Origin of the sequence: Pseudoalteromonas luteoviolacea CPMOR-1 (assembly GCF_001625685.1) — a bacterium.
GTDB classification, from domain to species: domain Bacteria; phylum Pseudomonadota; class Gammaproteobacteria; order Enterobacterales; family Alteromonadaceae; genus Pseudoalteromonas; species Pseudoalteromonas luteoviolacea_K.
Window position 1 is genome coordinate 226,879 of the sequence record NZ_AUYC01000084.1, and the last position, 21,290, is coordinate 248,168.

Here is a 21,290-nt window from a genome sequence, read left to right on the forward strand (position 1 = left end):
TACCAACTTACTTCTCCTGCCTCTTTAAGTACTTACATTGTCACTTATGCATGATATAGTACCTGCGAATTTGGAAATAATAAGCTTCGACAGTGGACTTCATGCATGTATAAACTTCCTATTGTATTTTTGAGTAGTGGTATCTTATTTTCGCCAAATGTGTTGGCGAATAATCATATTGAAAAATCGATCTCTTTTGCCGGGTATACAGGCTTAATCAATACCCCTAATGCTGAAGTCCTCGATCGAGGTATGATAGACTTTTCTTATAACTCGCAGTTAGACTACTTTGGTGAGAGTTATGAGCAAGGCCATAATTTTATCTTCTCTGCTGGGGTATGGGATAACCTTGAAGTCAACGGTATGATTGCCTCAAATACGATGCATGATCATATGTTTATTATCCCTGCAAGTGAACGTCCTCAGCTGAGGGATTTATCGTTTAATGTTAAATACCAAATACCTTTTATTCCCAAAGACTGGTTTAACCTTGCTATTGGTTCACGTGATGTAGGTGGGGCTGCGAATACTTATGGTACACATTATCTAGCGGCCTCAAAGCAGTGGGGAAGTTTTAGATTTTCTACCGGTGTCGCTAGTAGCGACAGAATAACATCGCAAATGGATGGCGTGTTTGCTGGCGTTGAATGGCAAGCATTATCTTGGTTATCATTGCAATCTGAGTTTGATGCAGATGCAGTTAATGCTGCAGTAAGGGTAACTGTACCAAAAGAATGGTTGTATGATTTAGGAACATTGAGCTTTACGGGCCGTGTGTATAGCAGTACTGATTATTCAGAAGATGATGTATATTGGGGCGTTAATTTTTCAAAGCCGCTGTCAGGCTTATCGCGCTCTCATCATACAGTCGAACCAGCTCCAGAGCCCACACAAAATATGAGTCGTTCAAAACGACCAGAACGGGGTGCAGAAGTCGCGAGTTTTAAGAAAGGCACAAGCGAAACGACGACAGTGGCTTCTAGTCTAGTAGAAAACAATGCGTCTCAATCTAGTAAAGTTGAGCTCAATCAATTGGTAAGAAAGCTAAGACACGCACTCATAGCGGATGGTTTTGAGAGTGTACGAGTTGGCTTTAATTCATATCCTCACATTATCGTATCATTTGAAAACCCAGTGTTTAATCAAAATGACATTGACGCTTTTGGCCTAGTTGCAGGTCGAATCGCCGAGTTGTCCGCTGCGCACAATGCAAAATTTACGATTCAGTTGAGGGAAAAGGGCATACCCACCATGGCGATATCTGGTGATGCTCAAACTTACATTGCATTTCTCAATGGCCAAGGCTCACCTAAGTTAAATGTGAAACTGGGACGTATGCACTCTGTGGGCGGCGTTGCTTGGGTTGGACTTGAAGATAGCAATACACATGCATTTAGGCCCAGAGTAACGCTTTCTCCTGCACTGAGCTCTACGTATGCGTCTGAGCTGGGTGTTTACGATTACTCTCTAGCTTTAAAAGCTGATATCGATGTTCCTCTTTGGAAAGGGGCTGGAGTCCACATTTCCGCACAATCGGTAGTACATGAAACGGATGATTACAAAAGTGGCGGTGTATTCAAGAACTTTAGTAAGCAAGATGGCTTGGAGAGGGCGGTTGCATATCAAACATTTGAACTACCATATGGATTTTATAACTTAACTCAGATTGGTAAGTTCAAAGAGTTTCACGACTACACTGGGATCACCAATGAGACTGCGTGGATCAGTCCTGAGGGCCGTCATAAACTAACGCATTATTATGGATATTTTGAGTATGATGACTACAGTACCGACAGAGACATTCAAACGTTTGATTACCAATATAATTGGGTTGAGCAGGATATCAGTTTTAATGTGACCGTTGGCGAATTTTGGCGCAGAGACAAGGGTGTAAAAGTAGAGACTAAGTTTTGGTATGGCGATAGCTATTTATCTATTTATGCTCTAGATACCGATGTGCAAGTAGCTGGTATCTCATTTAGTATTCCGTTATCCAAACGAAAGAGCATGAATGTTTCTAAGTTTGGTCAGGTGAAAGGCGACCATGCTTGGAGACACGGAGTGAGCACGCGCATCGGTGAGTCTTCGAATGCACTTGTTTATCAAAAAGGGTATGTACCAAAATCGAATATCAATTTAGATCGTCTGTACTTCAACCAAGGTCGCTTATCTGTAGATTATGTGTTTGAAAATATTGATCGGATGCGAGAAGCTTATAACACTTATAAGTAACGAGTGACTTTACAAAATTGTTGGTAGAGATTGAAAAAGCAATGAGCTTGATGTGATTTGTTCATTTGGTCTCTACAACCCCAATTTGGCGTTTTAAGCATGTCGGTATGAAAATCTTAAAACGCTAACCCTACTATTCTATTGTTCCATCTCACGTCCCAAACAAGCCTATATATCCTGTTGTCGTCAATGAACAAGGCTTACTTCTAGCTATGTGTTCCTTTGGGTAATATGCCGCTTATGAAGACACCTAAATGAAATCAAATTAGCTGCTCTTTTTACGTATTTTTTATGTGGTGAAGTTGTCAACATATCACGGTGATTATGAGTAATCCGGTTGACTATAGATAGTGTTTTCTTAACTTGGTGGTAGTCAATGATAGCAGCCAATGTAAGTAACGAAAAGGATCAGCAGAGCTGCCTAGCTAGGCTGTGACATAGTGTGAAGAATTGGTAAGGCGCTGGACTAAAGGTCAATATACTCATATGGATATTCATATATCGGTAGCCATTAACCAAAAAGGCTCAAACATCATAGTAACGTCACTCATTAGATAAAAGAGCACTCAGAGGGGTTTACGTGTCAATTTAGAAATAAAAAAGCCGCGATTTATCGCGGCTTTAATTTCAGTTTACTTTTATTAATTAGTTACCGCCGGTAACGCCAGTAACTTCATCAAATTGACAATTGCTACGTCCAACGTTGAACGATACAGCTTCACCTGCTGCAGCCGTGAATGTAGGAACAGTTAGCGACGCATCACCAACATCTACACCGACTGGAATTACTGATACTTCGTAAGTCGCACCAGAAACAAGACCTGTTAGTGCGTAAGTACCGTTTGTCTCAGCAGCGATTAGAGGTGCTTTACCTGCCTGGTTATAACGAACCAATGCACCAGTGAACGCTAATTGCGTGTCAGGCTGGTCTGTGTTGCTACATGAGTATGTTAGGCTGAAGTCTTGATCAACGTATGTAACAGGTGCATCTAACGCGATTGCGATATCAGCTGCTGTTGCACTGCTATTACAAAGTTGAACATTTGACGCAGAGCCCCAAACGTTGCCGTTTGCATCTGATACTTCAACATTAACTGTTGCTGATGAAGTAATGCCTGCTGAGCCAGCTGTACCTTGAGCATATAGTACACCAGATGAAGAGTTAACAATCTTAGTCTTATCTAGAGCGCTAGAAACGATCTTCAAGTTTAGACCTGAAGCTGGAACTGCATCACCAGTGAATGCGAAAGATACTTCTTCAGAACAGCCTGTTACTGTTTCAACAGGAACGAAGCTTGAGAAGTGAGTAGTTTCAAAGCTTGCTGGGAATACTGTACCAGACTTAGCAGCAACTACTGCTTGTGAATCTAGTTTGCTCCAAGTCGCTTTTGTTTCATCATAAGAGTAGACGTCAAATGCATCGTTTTGAGCTAGGTTTGAACCATCAGCTTTTGTATACGTTTCTGGGAAGTTAGTAGTTAAAGTAACAGCTTCAGAAAGCGATTTAACCGCTGTATCACCAGCAGAGATATTTACTGTAATGATACCTGCAGGTACTAGTACATTTGTTGTGTTGCCTGCGTTTAGACCCGCTGGAATAATGCTTGCAGCGCTTGCTTTACCTGCTTCAGCACTCAAATCAGCTGTTGCTACTTCTACTGATACAGCGCCTGAAATAGCGTTGCCGTCAGCATCTTGTAGAGTAACAGTTGTTGGGATATCCAGCTTCGCGCCACCATTTGTTGAGTTTGCTTCAACAGATAGAGGTTCAGCTAGTTTACCGTCTGTAGTCGCTAAGTCTGCTTGCGATGCAACCGCTAGGTTTGCTTTGCTTACAAGGTTTACTGCAACATTAATTGCATTAGCGTCGCCGCTTAGGTCAACAATTGCTGAGCCTTCAAGGTAATCAGCTGCTGAAACAGCTAAAGTGATAGAAGAAGCTCCATCTTTTGTCTTGAACGCAAATGCGCCATCAGTAGACGTTTGTGATGAAATATCTGCACCGTCTAAATCAGTTACGTTTGTTGAAGCTGCACCGCTTTCAAAGAACGTGATAGTCGCGTTGTCAACTACATTACCTGTTGCACTGTCAGTTACAGTTACAGAAACGTATGAAGAAAGTGCTGCTGGAGTATCTGGAGTAGGAACTTTAGTGGTTTCTTCGCCTGGATCTGGCGGAGTGACTACAACGTCGTTGTCGTTATCGCTGAAACAACCTGTTAAACCAACTGTTAGACCCAATGCAAGGGCAAGTTTAGTTAGCTTCAAATTTTTATTTCCCATGATTTTTACCTTTTCCTTTAAATACAAGTAAACTGAGAGTTATAACCAATTGGTGCAGATGTAAGAAAGCCTTGCCCTGCATGCAAATTAGTGAATTAGAGAATAAGCGTACATTAAATGTTCGTCAAGTGAACTGACCTAACTTTATCCAAAAATTCACGTTTAATAATAACACACTGATCTAAAATTGGGATCTGATCTGACCAATGTTAATAAAATAATAATATTCAGAAATTACAGCTGTGAAAACCCATCTACGAATTCGTGTAACGCTGCCAGATCAACAGGCTTTAAACCTGAATTTGTTCTCTCTATTAAGCCCTTTTGAACTAGTTCGCTCACCACGCGTCTATAGGCGCGTTCAGTTGTTGCAAATCGTTCAGCTTCCGCACTGACTGTTGAATAAGCTCGGAGCAATGTAGAATGTTTATCCTCGGCGCGTAATAAACAGTCCTTGGCAATATTGTAGCTCAACGGAAGTAACAATTTGTCTAGGTTTATCTTTTGGTTCTCGGTAAATTTTGCTGCAATAGTTTGTGCAGTGTATAAACTTAAATCTGGCTGCTCTAATAGCAATTGACGCCAGTGCTTAAGTTCAATTAAGTTGTACTGCACGTCATTTAAACAGGTGACCGTATAGATACAGGGTTGATTATTGAGTGCTTCTATTTCACCGATTAAGGTATTGTTACAGTCCAATTGCCCGAGTAATAGTCGCCTACCATTACCCACATCATAGCTAAATGACACAGTACCACTTCTGACCAAGATCAATTTGCTGAGCGGTTCATCCTGATGGATCAGTATTTCTTTTTTTCTATGCTGAAAACTATTTCCTGCAAAACTGAGTAATTGCTCGACCAAGGTGGTTGAAAAGTGATATTGGAACATCTGGTTAGCTCTCGGACAATTGTCCTATTTATTAAATTAGTATAAAGATAGCATGAACTGAGTTATTCAAAGCTATACACGTTGTTTCTTTTAAGACTTTATTCTCGCTTATCCTTAACTAAGTGAATTAATTACTCCATGAGTTGAGTGTGAACTAAACTATTCATATCTCTTGTGATTAATGGAGCAAGTGTGTAGAAAATCGCCCTACATCTGCGCATTATAGGCTCAAATGTAGTCTGTTATTATCCCTAAAAATGACTTGAATATCGTTTTAGCCGCCAATGCTAACCTAACTACGAGGAGAGAACAAATGACTTGGGAATATTTAGGCTATCTAGCTTCCGTCTTTTTGGTTGTTTCTCTTATGATGACCAATGTCACTAAATTGCGCTGGTTCAATCTAGCAGGCTGTATTTGCTTTACAGTTTACGGCGCAATGATCAGTGCTTGGCCTGTGGTATTGACCAATGGTTTACTCGCACTGGTCAACATCTATCATTTATTTAAGTTAGCCAAATCTGACAATTAGTCTCGTTTGTATTTAAGTTTGCCAGCGATCCACGTTTGCTCTACTTTTATATCATGTAGCTGAGCATTTTCGACCGTAAAATAGTCACGGTCGATTAAAATAAAATCGGCCCACTTTCCGTGCTCTAGACTACCTAATTTAAATTCTTGAAAGGCTGCATAAGCGGCGTCTAGGGTGAACGCTTTCAGCGCTTGTTGTTTTGTCAGGCGCTCTGAGCTTCTCCAGCCATCTTTTGGTTGTTGCGCTTTATCCATTCTAGTGACAGCTGCATATAAACCATCAAAGGGGTTTGCGAGTTCAACAGGAAAGTCAGAGCCGGCAGCCACTTTGATATTGTGTTTTAAAAATGTTTGCCATGCATAAGCGCCTGTTAATTGTGAATTTCTCAATCGTTTCTCTGCCATGCGCATATCTGACGTAGCATGGACAGGTTGCATTGACGGAATAATCTTTAACTGTTTGAAGCGAGGAATATCCTGCATATCGACAATTTGTGCATGTTCAATTCGGTTTCTCAGTAGCTGTCCACCTGTATCTTTAAAAACGTTCTGGTAACTGTCCAATACGATTCGATTCGCGCGGTCACCAATGGCGTGTGTGTGTGCGCTGAATCCATGTTTTACACTCATGCGAATCAAAGACTCGAGCATCGCCTGTTGCTCAAGCATCAACCCTTTATGACCTGGTCTATCTTTGTAGTCTGTTAAGAGTGCCGCTCCTCGACTGCCGAGCGCGCCATCGGCATAAATTTTAACGCTGCGGATGGTTAAGTAATCTGTTTGTTCTTTGACGATACCGGCTTTGAGCATTTTCTCTAAGTTTGGATCTGAGGCGCTTAACATGGCATAAATTCTTAAAGGCATGGATTGTTGCTGTGCTCTATGCTTATATAAATGCCATGTGTCGGCATCAATGCCCGCATCATGCACAGATGTAATTCCTAAACCGAGTAAATGCTTAGCAGCTTTATCCAGTGCGCCATTTAATTGTGTAGGTGAGCGTTTGGGTACTTTACGTAATATCAGTTGCTCGGCTTTATCAATAAATATACCGCTGGGTTGTTTATTGGCTAAACGCAGGATTTCTCCGCCGTCTGGTGATATTGTCTGTTTAGTCACCTGTGCTAATTTCATTGCTTTCGAGTTCACCCAGATAGCATGTCCATCAACTCGGGTTAAAACAACTGGTCTATCAGACACATACTTGTCTAGGTCATGTGCTGTTGGGAATTGATTGGGAGACCACTTAGTCTGGTCCCAGCCTCTCCCGATAAGCCAACCAGACGGATTTTCTTTGGCATAGCTTTTTAGCGATTCACCTACCTCTGCTACTGATTTTGCGTGGCGAAGGTCAAGGCGGGACAAATTTTCACCGAGGCCAATGACATGTCCATGGGCATCGATTAAGCCTGGCAACATGGTTAATCCTTTACCATCGACTGTGGTAGACTGAGGGTATTGCTTGATGGTTTCATTGTCGCCGATTTTGACTACTTTGCCATCCTTAATGACGAGAGTAGAAAACTGTTCAATCCCCCCTGCGCGGGTTGGGGTGTATCCATTCACATTGTGGACTACTGTAAACTGAGCATGGGCCCAGTGACTAAAGAGACATAAGCAAAGTAGCAAGTGTTTTTTCACAGAGATGCCTTTATTTTTATATTTATGATATTTATAAATTAATTATTTTTAATTTGATATCAAATTTTAGCCTTAATTTACAGGCTTAAGTTCTGCGTAGCTACAATGATGCAAAAAATAAAGTTAATCTTCTTTATCGACTTTAATGGCGATTTTGATGGCAATAATAACAATGGCAAACATTAAAAAAGGCAGTGCAGCAAGACTGTACTCTGCCCAGTGATTATTTTGATAGCTCGGTTGCAGAATAAAATGTCCCCCAATGCATAGCGCAATGCTGATCAACAACAAGGGAAGCATTATTAATTCCTTTTTGTAATTAGACTTTTTCATTGTCACCTCCAAACCCCAGTATACATCGCATGCCTCTGTTGAGTTTGACATTGATCATAGTTCATCACGGGGGAGTTGACGTAATCAACATGAATACGATGGTAACGTCCTTGAAATAAATTCTATTGATCTGTTTGTTTAGTATTCAATTTTCATTGCGCGTGGTATAAAAAAAGTCTGTAAAAGATCTTTGGATGTATGTTTGATGGCTAACAAAAAAGTCATTGTTATTAAACTAGGCACTAGTGTACTGACGGCTGGAGGCACGTTACTCAATAAACCAAGGCTGATTGAAATTGCAAGTCAGTGTGTTGAATTGAGAGCCGCAGGGTGGCAGGTCATTCTCGTTTCAAGTGGCGCCGTGGCAGCTGGTCGAGCGGCACTGGATCAAGATGTTGGAAATTCGATTGCGGAAAAGCAAATGTTAGCTGCTATTGGACAGGGTCAGCTCATTCATTTATGGCAAAGCTTGTTCTCAATTTTCGATGTATCCGTTGCGCAATTATTGTTGACGCGTGCAGATGTCGAGGACAGAGCGCGCTATTTGAATGCGAGAGATACGCTCACTCAGCTGCTGCGTCACGATGTGGTCCCTATTATTAATGAGAATGATGCGGTGGCAACAAGTGAAATTAAGGTGGGAGATAACGATAATCTATCTGCAATGGTCGCAATTTTAGCAAATGCAGATAGGCTTCTATTATTGACTGATCAGTCAGGTTTGTTCACTGCAGACCCACGACAAAACCCCGATGCACGTTTAATTGAAACGGTTGACGAAATCGATGAGCAGATCATTGCGATCGCCGGTGGCGCTGGCTCGTCACTGGGCACAGGGGGAATGGCAACGAAATTACAAGCTGCTCAAATTGCTCAGCGGGCAGGCATTGAAACAGTCATTGCCAAAGGCAGTGAACCGAGTGTCATTGTAAACATTCATTCAGGTTTGGCTAAGAGTACCAAGTTCATTCGCTTTGATGCACCACTTGATGGACGTAAAAAGTGGCTACTTTCAGGACCGAGATGCAGTGGCGCGCTGTTTTGTGATGAAGGGGCAATTAGTGCCGTTTGCTCGCAAGGGGCGAGCTTATTAGCGAAGGGCATTACAGACTTAAGCGGTCAATTTCAACGCGGTGATCTAATAGAGCTTAAGAGCAGTCAAGGTAGGGTCATTGCCAAAGGGTTAGTGGCATTTGATAGTCAAGAGTTGCAAAAAATTAAGGGGCTGCATAGTAGAGAGATAAGTGAAGCATTAGGTTATCAGGGTGCCAATGTAGTTATTCACAGAGATGATCTTGTACTACTAGAGAACGTTGCAACCTAACTAAGAGGGTCTAAGCTATACAATGTGAGGGTATTGGGAGACTTAAGTGTGGACATATCACCATGCGGACATGAATTTGCAATCAGCTTATTGCAAATGCGCAGTGAAAATAGTTTGTATAGTCGTATCCAGCAAATCCTCACAGAGTTACTCCCAGCGATACCCATGGCGATGTATCTCGCGCCAAGTTTATCTGAAAAGGAGCGCTTGAAGTTATTAGCCTTATCATCTGCAGACACCCCACCAGATCTTGAATATCTCATAGCCAGAGCGGAGACCTTAAAAAATCAAAACATTCTACGGGGGGAAAATCATGTATGCATTGTATTGAGAAGTAATAAGGCGCTAATGGGGCTATTATGGATTGGTGAGAAGTTACCTACAGCGCGTAGCTTTTTAATAGCACATTTGATAAGTGTGTTTTATCACCAACTCAATACACTGGCTTTGAGTCGCATAGATCCTTTAACGCAGTTACTCAATCGACAGACCTTCGACGACAAGGTGATTGAAATTACGACCGGTGAAGGGTTTGTGATTGAAAGAGAGCAACAAGGAGTGAGAAAATGGTACTTGGCCTTGTTTGACATTGATCACTTTAAGGTGGTTAACGATAACTTTGGTCATGTGATTGGTGATGAAGTACTGTTGTTGGTTGCTCAGCAATTGAAAGATAACTTCCGCGCGGAAGATTTCGTTTTTCGGTACGGTGGAGAAGAATTTGCAGTGCTGTTTCAAGCGCATGACAGAGAAGAAGCAAAATCATTACTTAATCGCGTCAGGCAAGTTATTGCGCGATTTAACTTCCCCCAAGTACAGCACTTAACCATTAGTATCGGTTATACAATTTTAGAAGAAATAGCACAGGTTTCTGAATTGGTACATGAGGCAGACCTTGCCTTGTATTATGCAAAGAAACATGGTCGTAACCAAGTTATTGATTTTGATGAACTTGGCATTGCCGGACAAGCCAAAGCAGAAACAGATATTGAGCTATTTTAGTTTTCTATGGTGAACGTACTCGCAGTAATCATGATAAGCAACTACCGATTATGAAGCATACTTTTATAGGAACTTTTGCGCGTAAGTTGTGCAGCTTTGTGGTATTCTAGCCCCGATTTTGACTGGGAGAATATTCATGAAACTGATCCGTTGGTTGCTTGGTCGCCTTATCTTATTTTTTGACTTTGTTTTTACGCCAAGAAGTAAAAAGCGTTCGGCGCAATCACAGCAACAACTCGATACTATCACGCAAAACCTGAAGCTATATCAGTTTAAGGCTTGCCCTTTTTGTGTCAAAGTGAGACGCGCAGCAAAACGTGAAGGCTTAAAGCTAGAAACACGTGACGCAAAAAGCAATGCGGCTTATCGTCAAGAGTTGCTCGAACAGGGCGGAAAAGTAAAAGTACCTTGCCTGAGAATTGAAGAACAAGGCCAAGTAACTTGGCTTTATGAGTCAAGTGATATTGTGAACTACCTTCAAGGGTTAGAAAGTTCAGTCTAAGCACAGTCAATATGTTAGCTATTTTCCCTATGCTAAGGCTGTGCTAGCATTCCATTTATTATTTTTAGTAACGAATTTAAGAGACATATCATGACAATCCGTACACGTGTTGCGCCCTCTCCGACAGGTGATCCGCATTTAGGTACTGCTTATATAGCGCTATTTAACTACTGCTTTGCTAAGCAACAAGGTGGTGAATTTGTATTGCGTATCGAAGATACCGATCAGGTTAGAAGCACGCCAGAATCAGAGCAGGCTATCATGGATAGCTTGCGTTGGTTAGGTCTTAACTGGGACCACGGTCCGGATGTAGGCGGTGAGTTTGGTCCATACCGTCAGTCAGAGCGTACAGAGTTATATCAAAAGTTTGCTCATCAGCTAGTTGAAGAAGGGAAAGCGTTCTACTGTTTTGCAACCGCGGAAGAGCTTGATCAAATGCGTGAAGAGCAAATGGCTGAAGGTCTTCGTCCTAAATATGATGGTCGTGGTTTACGTTTAAGCAAAGAAGAAATTCAAGCAAATTTAGACGCAGGTAAACCTTACGTTATCCGCATGACAATTCCTGAGGAAGGTACGTTTAAGTTTAACGATTACCTTCGTGGTGAGATTGAGATCCCTTGGGAAAACGTAGACATGCAAGTTTTGTTGAAAGCAGATGGTTTTCCAACTTACTTCATGGCGAACGTTGTGGATGATCATCACATGCAGATCAGCCACATTTTCCGTGGTGAAGAGTGGATCAACTCTGCGCCTAAGCTGTTAAAGCTGTATGAAGATCTTGGCTGGGAGGCACCTGTACTAGGTCACTTGCCTCTGCTACGTAACCCAGATAAATCAAAACTGTCAAAGCGTAAGAACCCGACTTCTATCAATTATTATAAAGAAATGGGCTTTTTACCTGAAGCTGTGCTTAATTACTTAGGCCGCATGGGCTGGTCAATGCCAGATGAGCGTGAAAAGTTCACCTTAGCTGAGATGATCGAACATTTTGATATGAAACGTGTATCACTGGGTGGACCGGTATTCGATGTTGATAAGTTAAGCTGGTTAAACGGTTTATGGATCCGCGAAAACTTATCAGATGAAGAGTTAATTCAACGCTTTGTTGATTGGAAATTCAATGCGCAGACGCTGGCGCGAGTATTGCCTGAAGCAAAAGCACGTATTAATACGTTATCAGATCTGGTTGACCTTGCTGGTCACTTTGTTGGTGGTATACCAAGTTATGATCCTGCACTATTAACTGCTGGTAAAGCAGATGATGCCGTGATCACCCAAGCACTTCAGTTTTTTATTTGGGAATTGGAAAAGCTACGCAGCTGGAATAAGTCTGAGATCTTTGCGATTGCGAAAAGTGTTGCGACGTTCCATGAATTAAAGATCAAAGAATTCTTGGAGCCGATTTTTGTTGCGATCACTGGTAAGACTTCGTCAACATCTGTTGTGGATGCGATGGAAGTACTGGGCTCAGATCTTTCTCGTGCACGTCTACGTGTGGCGCTTAACCACATCGGCGTGTCAAAGAAACAGGCTAAAAAGCTAGAAAAGGCATACCGAGAGTATCCAACAATCGGCTAACCTGTGGCGCATGGTAAGTGTCTTACTTACCATGCACTTCTGTGACCATCAGCTGGTCAAGCAGCTGTTTTAGCTCGATGAGTTTTGCTACCGGCATCTCAGTTTGTTTTAGCATTTGAGAGGGGATGCAAGCACATAAACTCTCTAAGCTTGTACCTTGCTCAGTCAGATACACATAACATTGCCTTTCATCTTCACTGTCCCTTTGACGTGTTACTAATCCATTTTGCTCTAGTCTCTTTAGCAAAGGGGTTAGCGTATTACTCTTGAGCTGTGCACGTTCCCCAATGTCTTTGACTAACATGCCATTTTTCTGCCATAAGATCAGCAGTACAATGTACTGTGGATAGGTTAAGTTATGCTGTTTCAGCATGGGCTGATATAGGCGTGTAATGTGTCTTGAAGCGGCATATAAACTAAAGCAAAGCTGATTGTCTAAGTTCAATTCAGGGTGCTTGTCGCTCATGAAGTGTGCCCAAGCGCATTGATGATATCTGCTTTGATTTTTTCAGGCTTCGTGGTCGGCGCATAGCGCTTAAGCGGTTGCCCATCTTTGCCAATTAAAAACTTGGTAAAGTTCCACTTGATGTTGTTGGTTAATATCCCAGGCAGTGCTGATTTGAGATATTGATAAAGAGGATGTGCCTGAGCGCCATTGACTTCAATTTTTTCCATCATGGTAAAGTCGACACCATAATTGATTAAGCAGCCTTGTTGGATCTCTGAGGCACTGCCTGGTTCCTGTTTGCCAAATTGATTACACGGGAAACCGATGATCTCAAGCCCTTCAGCGTGCAGTTCTTTATGAAGTTGTTGAAGCCCTTCGTATTGCGGTGTCAAACCACATTGACTCGCCGTATTCACGACAAGCACAACTTTTCCTTTTAAAGTCGAAAAGTCATAGGTTTGGCCTTGTAGGGTATTGGCTGTAAATTCGTAAAGCATTTATATCTCCGGTGATTTAATCGTGCACGATTTAAATGTTAGATTAGACTTACGCTGATCGCAATAGAAAAGATCACTTAATGTGTGCAAGTAAAAAGTCGATCAGGAGCCGAACACGCAGTGGCATTAAGTCTTTTCGGGGGTAAACCAGCCAACTGGCATTGTCATTGACCTGATAATCGTCAAGTAATGAAACGAGCTCACCACTTGCAAGACTTTGCTCGGCAATATCTTCAGCTAGATGAGCGATCCCAAGACCTGCACGACAAGCATGGAGGATCGCTTGTGGGTTATTACTCCGCCAATTGCCTGAGACTTTGATCTCATCGATGCCTTCATCGCCAAGGAATCGCCAACGATTGGAAATTGCTATAAGACAATTGTGCTGGGGCAAATCTTGTGGAGATCTTAAAGCCGGCGCTTTTGCCAAATAGTCAGGGCTTGCCAGTAATTTCATATAGCGTGTACTGAGTTTACGGGCAATGAGTCTAGAGTCTTGCAGGCGGCCAAAACGAATTGCCAAATCAAAGCCATCGTCGACTAAATCGACATTGCGTGCATTAAAGTCTAGATGCACGTCGACCTCTGGATAAAGTTGGCAAAACTTAACAATCACAGGGGCAACCCGGTTTGCAACGAAGTCGCCTGCACCGGTGATTCTAATAGGCCCTTTAGGAGTATGCTGGACACCTTGTAGTTCATTGTTGGCATCTAATAATGCGTGTTGTATGTCTTTAAGTTTGGCTGAATAGGCAAGACCTTCTTCAGTCAGCTTTATACTGCGAGTCGTACGCTGCAATAGGACTGTGCCCAGTCTAGACTCTAACTGCTGTATCTGACGGCTCACATGGGAGGTTGAAACATCCAAAGCATTGGCTGCTTTACTAAAACTACCATGCTCTACAACCGCTAAAAAAATATCTAACCCTTGCCACATATCTTGTATCACCTGTGCAAATATGGAAGTGAATAATACTTCATTATTGCATATGCGCAAAAGTGAATTGTCTTTTGAATAATGATCTTCGATAAGCATACCATTACACTGTCTCTGAATTAAATAATATACCGTCATTGCAGGAGCAGTTATGCTTAACTTTAATTTTTACAATCCTACTGAGATCTTTTTTGGTGAAGGACAGATCGCTGAAATAACCAAGGCTATCCCGAGTGAAGCAAAAGTATTGGTGGTTTATGGCGGGGGCAGTATTCATAAAAATGGTATTTATGAGCAAGTCAGTGCCGCTTTAAGCGAGTTTAACTGGGGCGAGTTTGCTGGTATAGAGCCTAACCCAACTTACCAGACTTGTATGCAAGCGGTGGAAAAAATTAAGGCTGAAGAGTTTAACTATATTCTTGCTGTAGGTGGTGGTTCAGTGATTGATGGCAGTAAATTCATCGCTGCGGCTGCCAATTTTGAAGGTGAGCCGTGGGACATCTTGAGTAAAGGCGCAGAAGTCAAATCAGCATTGCCAATTGGTGTGGTATTAACCCTACCTGCAACAGGCTCAGAGTCAAACAGTTTTAGCGTAGTGTCAAACAGCGAAACGCATGACAAACTGCCGTTTGCTTCAATCCTTGTTCAGCCAAAGTTTGCAGTACTGGATCCAAAAGTAATGGAAACGCTCCCTACGAGACAGTTGACCAATGGGGTTGTTGATGCATTTGTTCATACGATGGAGCAATATCTGACTTATCCAGTTGATGCTAAAGTACAAGATCGCTTCGCTGAAGGTTTATTGATGACGTTGATGGAAGAGGGACCAAAGCTGCTGTCAGATGACGTGGATTATAAAGTACGCGCCAATGTAATGTGGTCGGCAACTATGGCGCTCAATGGATTAATTGGTGCGGGCGTGCCACAGGATTGGGCAACGCACATGATTGGTCATGAGATCACCGCGGTGTATGGTTTGGATCATGCACAGACGCTTGCCATTATTTTACCAAGAATGATGTCAGAGCAAAAAGAACATAAGCGAGTGAAATTATTACAATACGCAGAGCGTGTTTTAGGACTCGATACATCTGATGAAGCGCAAGCAATCGCATCGGCAATTGAATTAACAGAGCAGTTCTTCCACCGCGTTGATATGAAGACACGTTTAAGTGATTATGGCGTTGGCGAAGAGGCGGTAGATAAGCTCACGGCTCAATTGGAGCGCCATGGTATGACAGCACTGGGTGAACAACAGGCTGTTACACTGGATAAAAGCCGCCAGATCATTATGGCGAGCTTGTAAGCGATTAGGCTGAGTTGGGCGTCAAATCGGCGCCTTTATTCACAATAGTAATCTTTATTCCCTTACCTTTTGTCCTGCCGCAAAATTTCTGCGTTTTATAACGCAAAACCATCGTTTTTGTTTATCCCCTCAGGTACTCTTTACAATCACACAAAAATAATAGGGGCAATTATGATTAAAGTGTGGGACGGATTTATTCGCGGGTTTCACTGGCTGCTCGTCATAGGCATTGCTGTTTTATATGTATCAGGAGACGAAGGCTGGCTGGATCTGCACTTTGTGACTGGGTACGTGCTATTGGCTTTGATGGTCACGCGAGTGGCGTGGGGTGTGTTTGGGAGTGACACAGCAAAACTGACGGCATTATTTCACCGTCCAAAATCGGTCGTTGAAGCACTCAAGCATAAACGCGCTCATATTGGGCACAATCCAGCAGGCAGCATGATGGTGCTGTTTTTCTTTGTGGTCATTTTTGTTCAGCTGATATCCGGGTTAATGACCACGGATGACATTTTGATGGATGGACCGCTAGTGCGCTATGTCAGTTATGATTGGGTCGAGCTCGCGGGCAGTATTCATAAGACTAATATTGATATTTTGCTCGTCGGTATCGGTGTGCATATCCTAGCCATTGGGCTTTATCGTATTAAGGGCATTCATTTACTGAGCACATTACTGACTGGTAAAATGAGGTCATCAGATAACGCTCCGACCATAAAAAACGGTTTATGGGCGTACGTTATTTTTATGCTGGTTGCGAGTGGTATTTTGATCTTATGGGGAGCTGAGCCACTGAGCGCGCTATTGTAGTTTTAGTATTATCGTTCGTCTTGCTATGACAATCTCTTGGTTAGCCTGTCCTCATAACGTGTTTTGTAGCATACATAAAAAGTGCTGGCGACATCAAAAGTTACAACATATAGCATAGAGATATGACCTCTCTATGCTTATTTTCTGCTAATATAGCGCGATTTTCATGCAAGAAAGAAGTTAACTATGCTTACACCTTATTACCAACAAGAAACCAATAAACTCGTGATCAACCGTGAACAAGGCAGTCAATTTGCAAAGCAAGTCGCCGATGACTTTAACCCTTTGCACGATATTGATGCAAAGAAGTTTTGTGTTCCTGGTGACTTACTGTTTTCATTGGTCCTTGATAAGTATGGTGTGAGTGAAAACATGCACTTTACCTTTGCTGGTATGGTGGATGAAACATCAGTGTTAGAGTTTCCTGAAGGCAGTGATGAGTTTGACATCATTTCAAATGGCAAAACCATGTTGTCAGTGAAGCGTTCAGGCCAAAGCAAGCAGTGCACTCAACTCGTAGAAAGTTTAATTAAGAACTATGTCGCCTTTTCTGGTAAAGCTTTCCCACATGTGATCATTCCGTTAATGGGTCAGCAAGAAGTGATGATAAACCCAGCCCGCCCTATGGTTATCTATGAGTCTATGTCAATTCATTTGGATACATTGGACATTGAAGAGATCACACTGGAAGCTGCAACGCCAGAGTTCAGCTATGAAGGTAAACGTGGCAAGATTATTCTTCGCTTTGAACTATTAAGTAATGGTGAAAAAGTTGGCTTTGGTGAAAAGCACATGCTGGTATCTGGTATTAAAGAATACTGCCAGCAGGCAATCGATGATTTGATTGCCTATTACAATGAGCGAAAAGTCACATTAAAGTAAGTAAAGAGCCAGCAATTAGCTGGCTTTTTCTTTGTTAAAGCAACATTTTTTGATTAAATCCAAAATCACTTTTTGGCTTGGTGTGATTTTATTCATATCTAAGTGTTCGTCGGGCTGGTGGGCTTGATTAATTGAACCTGGGCCCATGACAATGGTTTCACAGCCCAACTGTTGTAAAAAGGGCGCTTCGGTACAGTAATTTACTGCAATGGCCTTTTGCTTTGAGAGCTTTTCTGCAAGCTTCACGAGCCCTGAATCTGTGCGTCCACTAAAAGCGGGGATAGGGTCGTGAAGCGCGATGACATCGACACTACCAGGAAATTGTTCATTAATAGGCTTGAGTGCATTGAGTAGCATCTGCTCCAGTTCAATGATACTCAGTCCAGGTAGCGGTCGAATATCAATATGCAGTTCGCAGCATCCGCAAATGCGATTGGCATTGTCGCCACCGTGAATATGGCCTAGGTTCAAAGTTGGGTGCGGTACAGCGAAATGCTCAATTGAATATTTATTCTTTAATTCTTCTTTTAAATGTAACAATCTTGTGATCGCTTGCTGCATGACTTCGATGGCATTTAACCCTCTATCGGGATCTGAACTATGCCCCGAACGTCCTGTAACACGAATAGCACTGCTCATATGCCCTTTGTGTGTAAATACAGGCACCATGTCAGTGGGTTCTCCGATCACACAGTATTTCGGTTTGAGGGAAGTGTGCTGGGCAACTTGTTGCGCACCTGCCATTGTGGTCTCCTCATCTGCCGTGGCGAGGATCATCAATGGTTCACTTTGGTACTTGTGATCTAGCTGTGATATGGCGTCGATCACAAATGCAAAAAAACCTTTCATATCAATACTGCCAAGCCCAAACAGCTTATTGTCCTTCTCAGTTAACTCAAAGGGATCTGAAGTCCATCTGGCATCGTCAAAAGGCACTGTATCTGTATGACCTGCAAGCATTAACCCGCCATGATTTTCACTGCTATCAAGCGGCTCTCTGCGGGCCAGTAAATTATATTTCCCGGGCGCATGTGTGAGTTCGGTGATCTCAACGTCAAAGCCGAGATCGCGACACCAGTTGGCGAGCGCGTCGATAACGTCCTTATTACTCTGATCTAACGTCTCGTCAATGGCGCTGATTGACGGCTTGGCAATGAGGGTTTTATACATGTCGAGAAAATCAGGCACAGACATAATACTCCAAAATATTTATTCAAAGATGTTGCATAAAAATCTATATGTGTTTAGTATGAATATCAATTCATTTTTAAAGAATAATTATTTTAGGGGTGGCGATGCGAAGAACATGACATCTATAGCAAGTGTGACTCCCCAATCAACTAACTAAGAAAGAGTTATCGATGTTAAATGTTTCTATTATCGGCGCCAGTGGATATAGTGGTGCAGAATTAGCCAAATTACTAGCAAATCATCCTGAATTTAATTTGATTAGTTGTTACGTTTCTGAACAAAGCTTGGACAAGGGTAAGTTGTTGAGTTCTTTGTATCCGGAACATAGCGGTTTACTGGATATCGAGTTATCACCCCTCACAGAGCAAGCATTCGCTCAAATTGCTGCGCAGTCGGATTACGTTTGCCTTTGCACTGACCATAAAGTAAGTGTATCTCTGGCCCCTAAATTTCTCGAATTAGGGTTAAAAGTTTTTGACTTGTCAGGGGGCTTTCGCCTAGCTGATGCCTCTCAATACCAAGCATTTTATGGATTTGAACATCCACATCAAGCATTGCTAGACGAAGCTCAATATGGCTTGGCTGAGTGGTACTCTACTGCGATTAAAGATGCGCAGTTGGTTGCTGTTGCTGGGTGTTATCCAACCGCAGCGTTAAATGCATTAAAACCACTTAAAAACGCAGGGTTACTCACTGAATTACCTATTATTATCAATGCGGTTTCCGGTGTTACAGGGGCGGGCAGAAAAGCCTCTTTGGCTACGCAGTTTTGTGAAGTGTCTTTATCTCCTTATGGTTTATTTAACCATCGTCATGGCCCCGAAATCACTCAGTATCTGGATCACCCAGTTCTATTTACACCACATTTAGGCAATTTTGCACGTGGGATCTTGGAAACTATCTACGTGCAGTTAAAAGAAGGCGTGACATCTCATGAGGTTGAAGCGGCTTATCAATGCCTTGCGGATGAACCCCTTATTCGTCTCAAAGGCGAAAACATGCCATCGATTAAAGGAGCGGCAAATACCCCGTTTGTAGATATAGGCTGGCAACAACAAGAGCAGCAGTTAATTGTGGTCGTCGCAATTGATAATTTACTGAAAGGCGCAGCGGGTCAGGCCCTTCAATGTATGAATATTGTTAGTGAGTTTTCACCTACTTTGGGGTTAAAAGGATGAATCAAGTAGCAAAACAAACTTGGGTGATCAAAGTGGGTGGTGCGGTGCTCAATACCGAACAAGCCGCGCTTTCGCTATTTCAGGTTTTATACGCGTTAAGCAAAGAGCAAGACAAGCAGTTTGTACTGGTTCATGGCGGTGGCGCATTAGTTGATCGCTGGCTAGAAGATGCGGGCTTTGCCACTGCTAAACATCAAGGTTTGCGGATAAGCCCCAAAGAGCAATTGCCATACATAGTCGGCGCTTTGGCGGGGTGCGCTAACAAACAGCTTATGTCACAAGCCATTGTTGCGGGACTTCAGCCTGTTGGCACGTGTTTGTACGAGGCGGGTTTTCTAGCTAAGCAAAAGCTCAAGGCGCTCGGGCAGGTCGGTACATGCGTTGCCGAAGAGGGGCTCGGTCTTTTGGAAAATCTGTTGGCGCTTGGGCGCATACCTCTAGTGAGTTCCGTTGGAATAGGTCAAGACGGCGGTCTGTATAACATCAATGCGGATGAGGCTGCTGCGGAGATTGCTCAGAATATTGGCGCTGAGTTGGTATTTATGACCGATGTAGAAGCGGTATTAGATGCACAAAAACAGCCTTTGCACTCGTTAGATGCAGAGCAAATTGAAAGCTTGATACAACAGAAGGTGATTGTGGGCGGGATGGAGGTCAAAGTTAAGACCAGTCTTCACGCTGCCCAACATTTACGACGTGGTGTTTATATCTCTAGTTGGCAAAAGCCAGAAAATTTAATTGCCTTATTAAAAGGCGACCATGTTGGAACCAAAATTTTACCTTAGGATATACCATGACTCAGTCATTCATCACGGGCTTAGAGCTCGATCAAACTGGACTTTTAAAACTGTTTAATCTTGCGCACCAGATTAAAGCGCAACCACAGGATTTCTCACAAGCTTTGGCTGGAAAGTCGATAGTCACTCTATTTGAAAAACCAAGCTTACGAACGCGTTTATCATTTGATATAGGGATCAACAAACTCGGTGGCCATGCTGTTTATCTGGATCAACAAAATGGCGCAATGGGCAGCCGCGAATCAGTAAAAGATTTTGCGTTAAATATTTCTACTTGGGCTGATGGCATTGTCGCGCGTGTTAATCAACATAGCACGCTGTCAACGCTTGCTGAATATGCCACTGTTCCGGTGGTGAATAGCTTATGTGATCTCTATCACCCATGTCAGGCCTTGGCTGATTTTATGACATTGCAAGAAGTATATGGTGATGTGAGTGGGTTGAAATTGGCCTATTTGGGTGAGGGAAATAACGTGACTCATTCTCTGATGTTATTAGCCGCCAGTTTAGGCACCGACTTTGTTGCTGTGTGTCCTAAAGGCCATTCACCAGATGCGCAAATTGTTAAGCAAGCGGAGCAGATGGCTGCGGTGAATGGAGCCAGTATTTTGATCAGTGATCGAGTTGAAGCTGCAGCAGGCGCAAATGTGTTGTATACAGATACGTGGGTTTCAATGGGCAGTGATGTGTCATTGGAGCAAGCAAAAGACACGTTTATGCCATATCAAATTAATAGTGAACTGTTAAAACAAACAGGCGCACAAACCGTTTTACATTGCCAGCCTGCACACAGAGAGTACGAAATTACGTCTGCTGTAATGGATGGTGAGAATTCAAAGATTATTCAACAAGCTGAAAACCGGATGCATGCCCAGAATGCGCTACTGGTGACCTTGTTAAACAAGCAATATTAAAAGGGTAGATAAA

At 42.6% G+C, this 21,290-nt stretch carries 20 protein-coding genes; 12 read left to right on the forward strand and 8 right to left on the reverse strand.

Annotated features, from left to right (window positions below; genetic code table 11):
* Positions 1–105: 105 nt before the first annotated feature.
* Complete coding sequence (locus N473_RS24125) at positions 106–2,232, forward strand: YjbH domain-containing protein (protein WP_063370169.1); 2,127 nt, start codon at positions 106–108, stop codon at positions 2,230–2,232.
* Positions 2,233–2,877: 645 nt separating this feature from the next.
* Here the strand turns inward: N473_RS24125 and N473_RS24130 are convergent.
* A complete protein-coding gene (locus N473_RS24130) occupies positions 2,878–4,515 on the reverse strand; it encodes a hypothetical protein (protein WP_063370170.1) in 1,638 nt (545 codons plus the stop codon).
* A 234-nt stretch (positions 4,516–4,749) separates the two neighbouring features.
* A complete protein-coding gene (locus N473_RS24135; protein WP_063370171.1) occupies positions 4,750–5,406 on the reverse strand; it encodes a Crp/Fnr family transcriptional regulator in 657 nt (218 codons plus the stop codon).
* A 313-nt stretch (positions 5,407–5,719) separates the two neighbouring features.
* Between N473_RS24135 and N473_RS24140 the strand changes: the two genes are divergently transcribed.
* Positions 5,720–5,938, forward strand: coding sequence for a YgjV family protein (locus tag N473_RS24140; RefSeq protein ID WP_063370172.1), 219 nt, complete (start codon positions 5,720–5,722; stop codon positions 5,936–5,938).
* Here N473_RS24140 and N473_RS24145 read toward each other — a convergent pair.
* The gene (locus tag N473_RS24145; protein ID WP_063370173.1) at positions 5,935–7,578 is read right to left on the reverse strand and encodes an amidohydrolase; all 1,644 of its coding nucleotides are present in this window, start codon (positions 7,576–7,578) and stop codon (positions 5,935–5,937) included. The two genes, N473_RS24140 and N473_RS24145, sit on opposite strands and share 4 nt — an antisense overlap.
* A gap of 123 nt (positions 7,579–7,701) precedes the next feature.
* Positions 7,702–7,911 (reverse strand): hypothetical protein, encoded by a 210-nt coding sequence (locus tag N473_RS24150; RefSeq protein WP_063370174.1) that lies wholly within the window; start codon positions 7,909–7,911, stop codon positions 7,702–7,704.
* 205 nt (positions 7,912–8,116) lie between these two features.
* On the opposite strand from N473_RS24150, the gene proB reads away from it, so the two are divergent.
* The 4 genes from proB to gltX all read left to right on the forward strand — a co-directional run bounded on the left by proB (position 8,117) and on the right by gltX (position 12,317).
* Complete coding sequence (proB, locus tag N473_RS24155) at positions 8,117–9,235, forward strand: glutamate 5-kinase (protein ID WP_063370175.1); 1,119 nt, start codon at positions 8,117–8,119, stop codon at positions 9,233–9,235.
* A 48-nt stretch (positions 9,236–9,283) separates the two neighbouring features.
* Positions 9,284–10,237, forward strand: coding sequence for a GGDEF domain-containing protein (locus tag N473_RS24160; protein WP_081221418.1), 954 nt, complete (start codon positions 9,284–9,286; stop codon positions 10,235–10,237).
* Positions 10,238–10,373: 136 nt separating this feature from the next.
* Positions 10,374–10,739, forward strand: coding sequence for a glutaredoxin family protein (locus N473_RS24165; protein ID WP_063370176.1), 366 nt, complete (start codon positions 10,374–10,376; stop codon positions 10,737–10,739).
* Positions 10,740–10,829: 90 nt separating this feature from the next.
* The gene (gltX, locus tag N473_RS24170; protein ID WP_039608265.1) at positions 10,830–12,317 is read left to right on the forward strand and encodes a glutamate--tRNA ligase; all 1,488 of its coding nucleotides are present in this window, start codon (positions 10,830–10,832) and stop codon (positions 12,315–12,317) included.
* 22 nt (positions 12,318–12,339) lie between these two features.
* Here gltX and N473_RS24175 read toward each other — a convergent pair whose 3' ends face one another.
* The 3 genes from N473_RS24175 to N473_RS24185 form a co-directional block, all read right to left on the reverse strand.
* Positions 12,340–12,783, reverse strand: coding sequence for a MarR family winged helix-turn-helix transcriptional regulator (locus tag N473_RS24175; protein WP_063370177.1), 444 nt, complete (start codon positions 12,781–12,783; stop codon positions 12,340–12,342).
* Complete coding sequence (locus tag N473_RS24180; protein ID WP_063370178.1) at positions 12,780–13,262, reverse strand: glutathione peroxidase; 483 nt, start codon at positions 13,260–13,262, stop codon at positions 12,780–12,782. Before N473_RS24180 ends, N473_RS24175 begins: the two co-directional genes overlap by 4 nt.
* Positions 13,263–13,335: 73 nt before the next feature.
* The gene (locus tag N473_RS24185; RefSeq protein ID WP_063370242.1) at positions 13,336–14,199 is read right to left on the reverse strand and encodes a LysR family transcriptional regulator; all 864 of its coding nucleotides are present in this window, start codon (positions 14,197–14,199) and stop codon (positions 13,336–13,338) included.
* 151 nt (positions 14,200–14,350) lie between these two features.
* On the opposite strand from N473_RS24185, the gene N473_RS24190 reads away from it, so the two are divergent.
* From N473_RS24190 to N473_RS24200, 3 genes are all read left to right on the forward strand, one after another.
* Positions 14,351–15,505 (forward strand): iron-containing alcohol dehydrogenase, encoded by a 1,155-nt coding sequence (locus N473_RS24190; protein WP_063370179.1) that lies wholly within the window; start codon positions 14,351–14,353, stop codon positions 15,503–15,505.
* 171 nt (positions 15,506–15,676) lie between these two features.
* Complete coding sequence (locus N473_RS24195) at positions 15,677–16,315, forward strand: cytochrome b/b6 domain-containing protein (RefSeq protein ID WP_063370180.1); 639 nt, start codon at positions 15,677–15,679, stop codon at positions 16,313–16,315.
* A 186-nt stretch (positions 16,316–16,501) separates the two neighbouring features.
* On the forward strand, positions 16,502–17,197 hold the full coding sequence (locus tag N473_RS24200) for a DUF3581 family protein (RefSeq protein WP_063370181.1): 696 nt from the start codon (positions 16,502–16,504) through the stop codon (positions 17,195–17,197).
* 15 nt (positions 17,198–17,212) lie between these two features.
* Here the strand turns inward: N473_RS24200 and argE are convergent, their stop codons facing one another.
* Positions 17,213–18,391, reverse strand: coding sequence for an acetylornithine deacetylase (argE, locus tag N473_RS24205; RefSeq protein ID WP_039608271.1), 1,179 nt, complete (start codon positions 18,389–18,391; stop codon positions 17,213–17,215).
* Between the two features lie 167 nt (positions 18,392–18,558).
* On the opposite strand from argE, the gene argC reads away from it, so the two are divergent.
* Genes argC through N473_RS24220 form a run of 3 tightly spaced genes read left to right on the forward strand, consistent with a single transcriptional unit; the run spans position 18,559 to position 21,277 of the window.
* Positions 18,559–19,566: an N-acetyl-gamma-glutamyl-phosphate reductase gene (gene argC / locus N473_RS24210; RefSeq protein ID WP_063370182.1), complete on the forward strand. Its 1,008-nt coding sequence runs from the start codon at positions 18,559–18,561 to the stop codon at positions 19,564–19,566.
* Positions 19,563–20,351: an acetylglutamate kinase gene (argB, locus tag N473_RS24215; protein ID WP_063370183.1), complete on the forward strand. Its 789-nt coding sequence runs from the start codon at positions 19,563–19,565 to the stop codon at positions 20,349–20,351. The genes argC and argB overlap by 4 nt, the downstream gene beginning before the upstream one ends.
* An 8-nt stretch (positions 20,352–20,359) precedes the next feature.
* The gene (locus N473_RS24220) at positions 20,360–21,277 is read left to right on the forward strand and encodes an ornithine carbamoyltransferase (RefSeq protein WP_063370184.1); all 918 of its coding nucleotides are present in this window, start codon (positions 20,360–20,362) and stop codon (positions 21,275–21,277) included.
* Positions 21,278–21,290 lie beyond the last annotated feature (13 nt).

What these genes read in the sequence shown, in the direction of transcription:
- gltX (WP_039608265.1), top strand. Translation starts at nt 10,830, where the DNA reads ATGACAATCCGTACACGTGTTGCGCCCTCTCCGACAGGTGATCCGCAT.
- argB (WP_063370183.1), top strand. Translation starts at nt 19,563, where the DNA reads ATGAATCAAGTAGCAAAACAAACTTGGGTGATCAAAGTGGGTGGTGCG.
- N473_RS24135 (WP_063370171.1), bottom strand. Translation starts at nt 5,406, where the DNA reads ATGTTCCAATATCACTTTTCAACCACCTTGGTCGAGCAATTACTCAGT.
- N473_RS24130 (WP_063370170.1), bottom strand. Translation starts at nt 4,515, where the DNA reads ATGGGAAATAAAAATTTGAAGCTAACTAAACTTGCCCTTGCATTGGGT.
- N473_RS24190 (WP_063370179.1), top strand. Translation starts at nt 14,351, where the DNA reads ATGCTTAACTTTAATTTTTACAATCCTACTGAGATCTTTTTTGGTGAA.
- N473_RS24175 (WP_063370177.1), bottom strand. Translation starts at nt 12,783, where the DNA reads ATGAGCGACAAGCACCCTGAATTGAACTTAGACAATCAGCTTTGCTTT.
- N473_RS24125 (WP_063370169.1), top strand. Translation starts at nt 106, where the DNA reads ATGTATAAACTTCCTATTGTATTTTTGAGTAGTGGTATCTTATTTTCG.
- argC (WP_063370182.1), top strand. Translation starts at nt 18,559, where the DNA reads ATGTTAAATGTTTCTATTATCGGCGCCAGTGGATATAGTGGTGCAGAA.
- N473_RS24150 (WP_063370174.1), bottom strand. Translation starts at nt 7,911, where the DNA reads ATGAAAAAGTCTAATTACAAAAAGGAATTAATAATGCTTCCCTTGTTG.
- N473_RS24140 (WP_063370172.1), top strand. Translation starts at nt 5,720, where the DNA reads ATGACTTGGGAATATTTAGGCTATCTAGCTTCCGTCTTTTTGGTTGTT.
- N473_RS24180 (WP_063370178.1), bottom strand. Translation starts at nt 13,262, where the DNA reads ATGCTTTACGAATTTACAGCCAATACCCTACAAGGCCAAACCTATGAC.
- N473_RS24195 (WP_063370180.1), top strand. Translation starts at nt 15,677, where the DNA reads ATGATTAAAGTGTGGGACGGATTTATTCGCGGGTTTCACTGGCTGCTC.
- N473_RS24185 (WP_063370242.1), bottom strand. Translation starts at nt 14,199, where the DNA reads ATGTGGCAAGGGTTAGATATTTTTTTAGCGGTTGTAGAGCATGGTAGT.
- argE (WP_039608271.1), bottom strand. Translation starts at nt 18,391, where the DNA reads ATGTCTGTGCCTGATTTTCTCGACATGTATAAAACCCTCATTGCCAAG.
- N473_RS24220 (WP_063370184.1), top strand. Translation starts at nt 20,360, where the DNA reads ATGACTCAGTCATTCATCACGGGCTTAGAGCTCGATCAAACTGGACTT.
- proB (WP_063370175.1), top strand. Translation starts at nt 8,117, where the DNA reads ATGGCTAACAAAAAAGTCATTGTTATTAAACTAGGCACTAGTGTACTG.
- N473_RS24165 (WP_063370176.1), top strand. Translation starts at nt 10,374, where the DNA reads ATGAAACTGATCCGTTGGTTGCTTGGTCGCCTTATCTTATTTTTTGAC.
- N473_RS24200 (WP_063370181.1), top strand. Translation starts at nt 16,502, where the DNA reads ATGCTTACACCTTATTACCAACAAGAAACCAATAAACTCGTGATCAAC.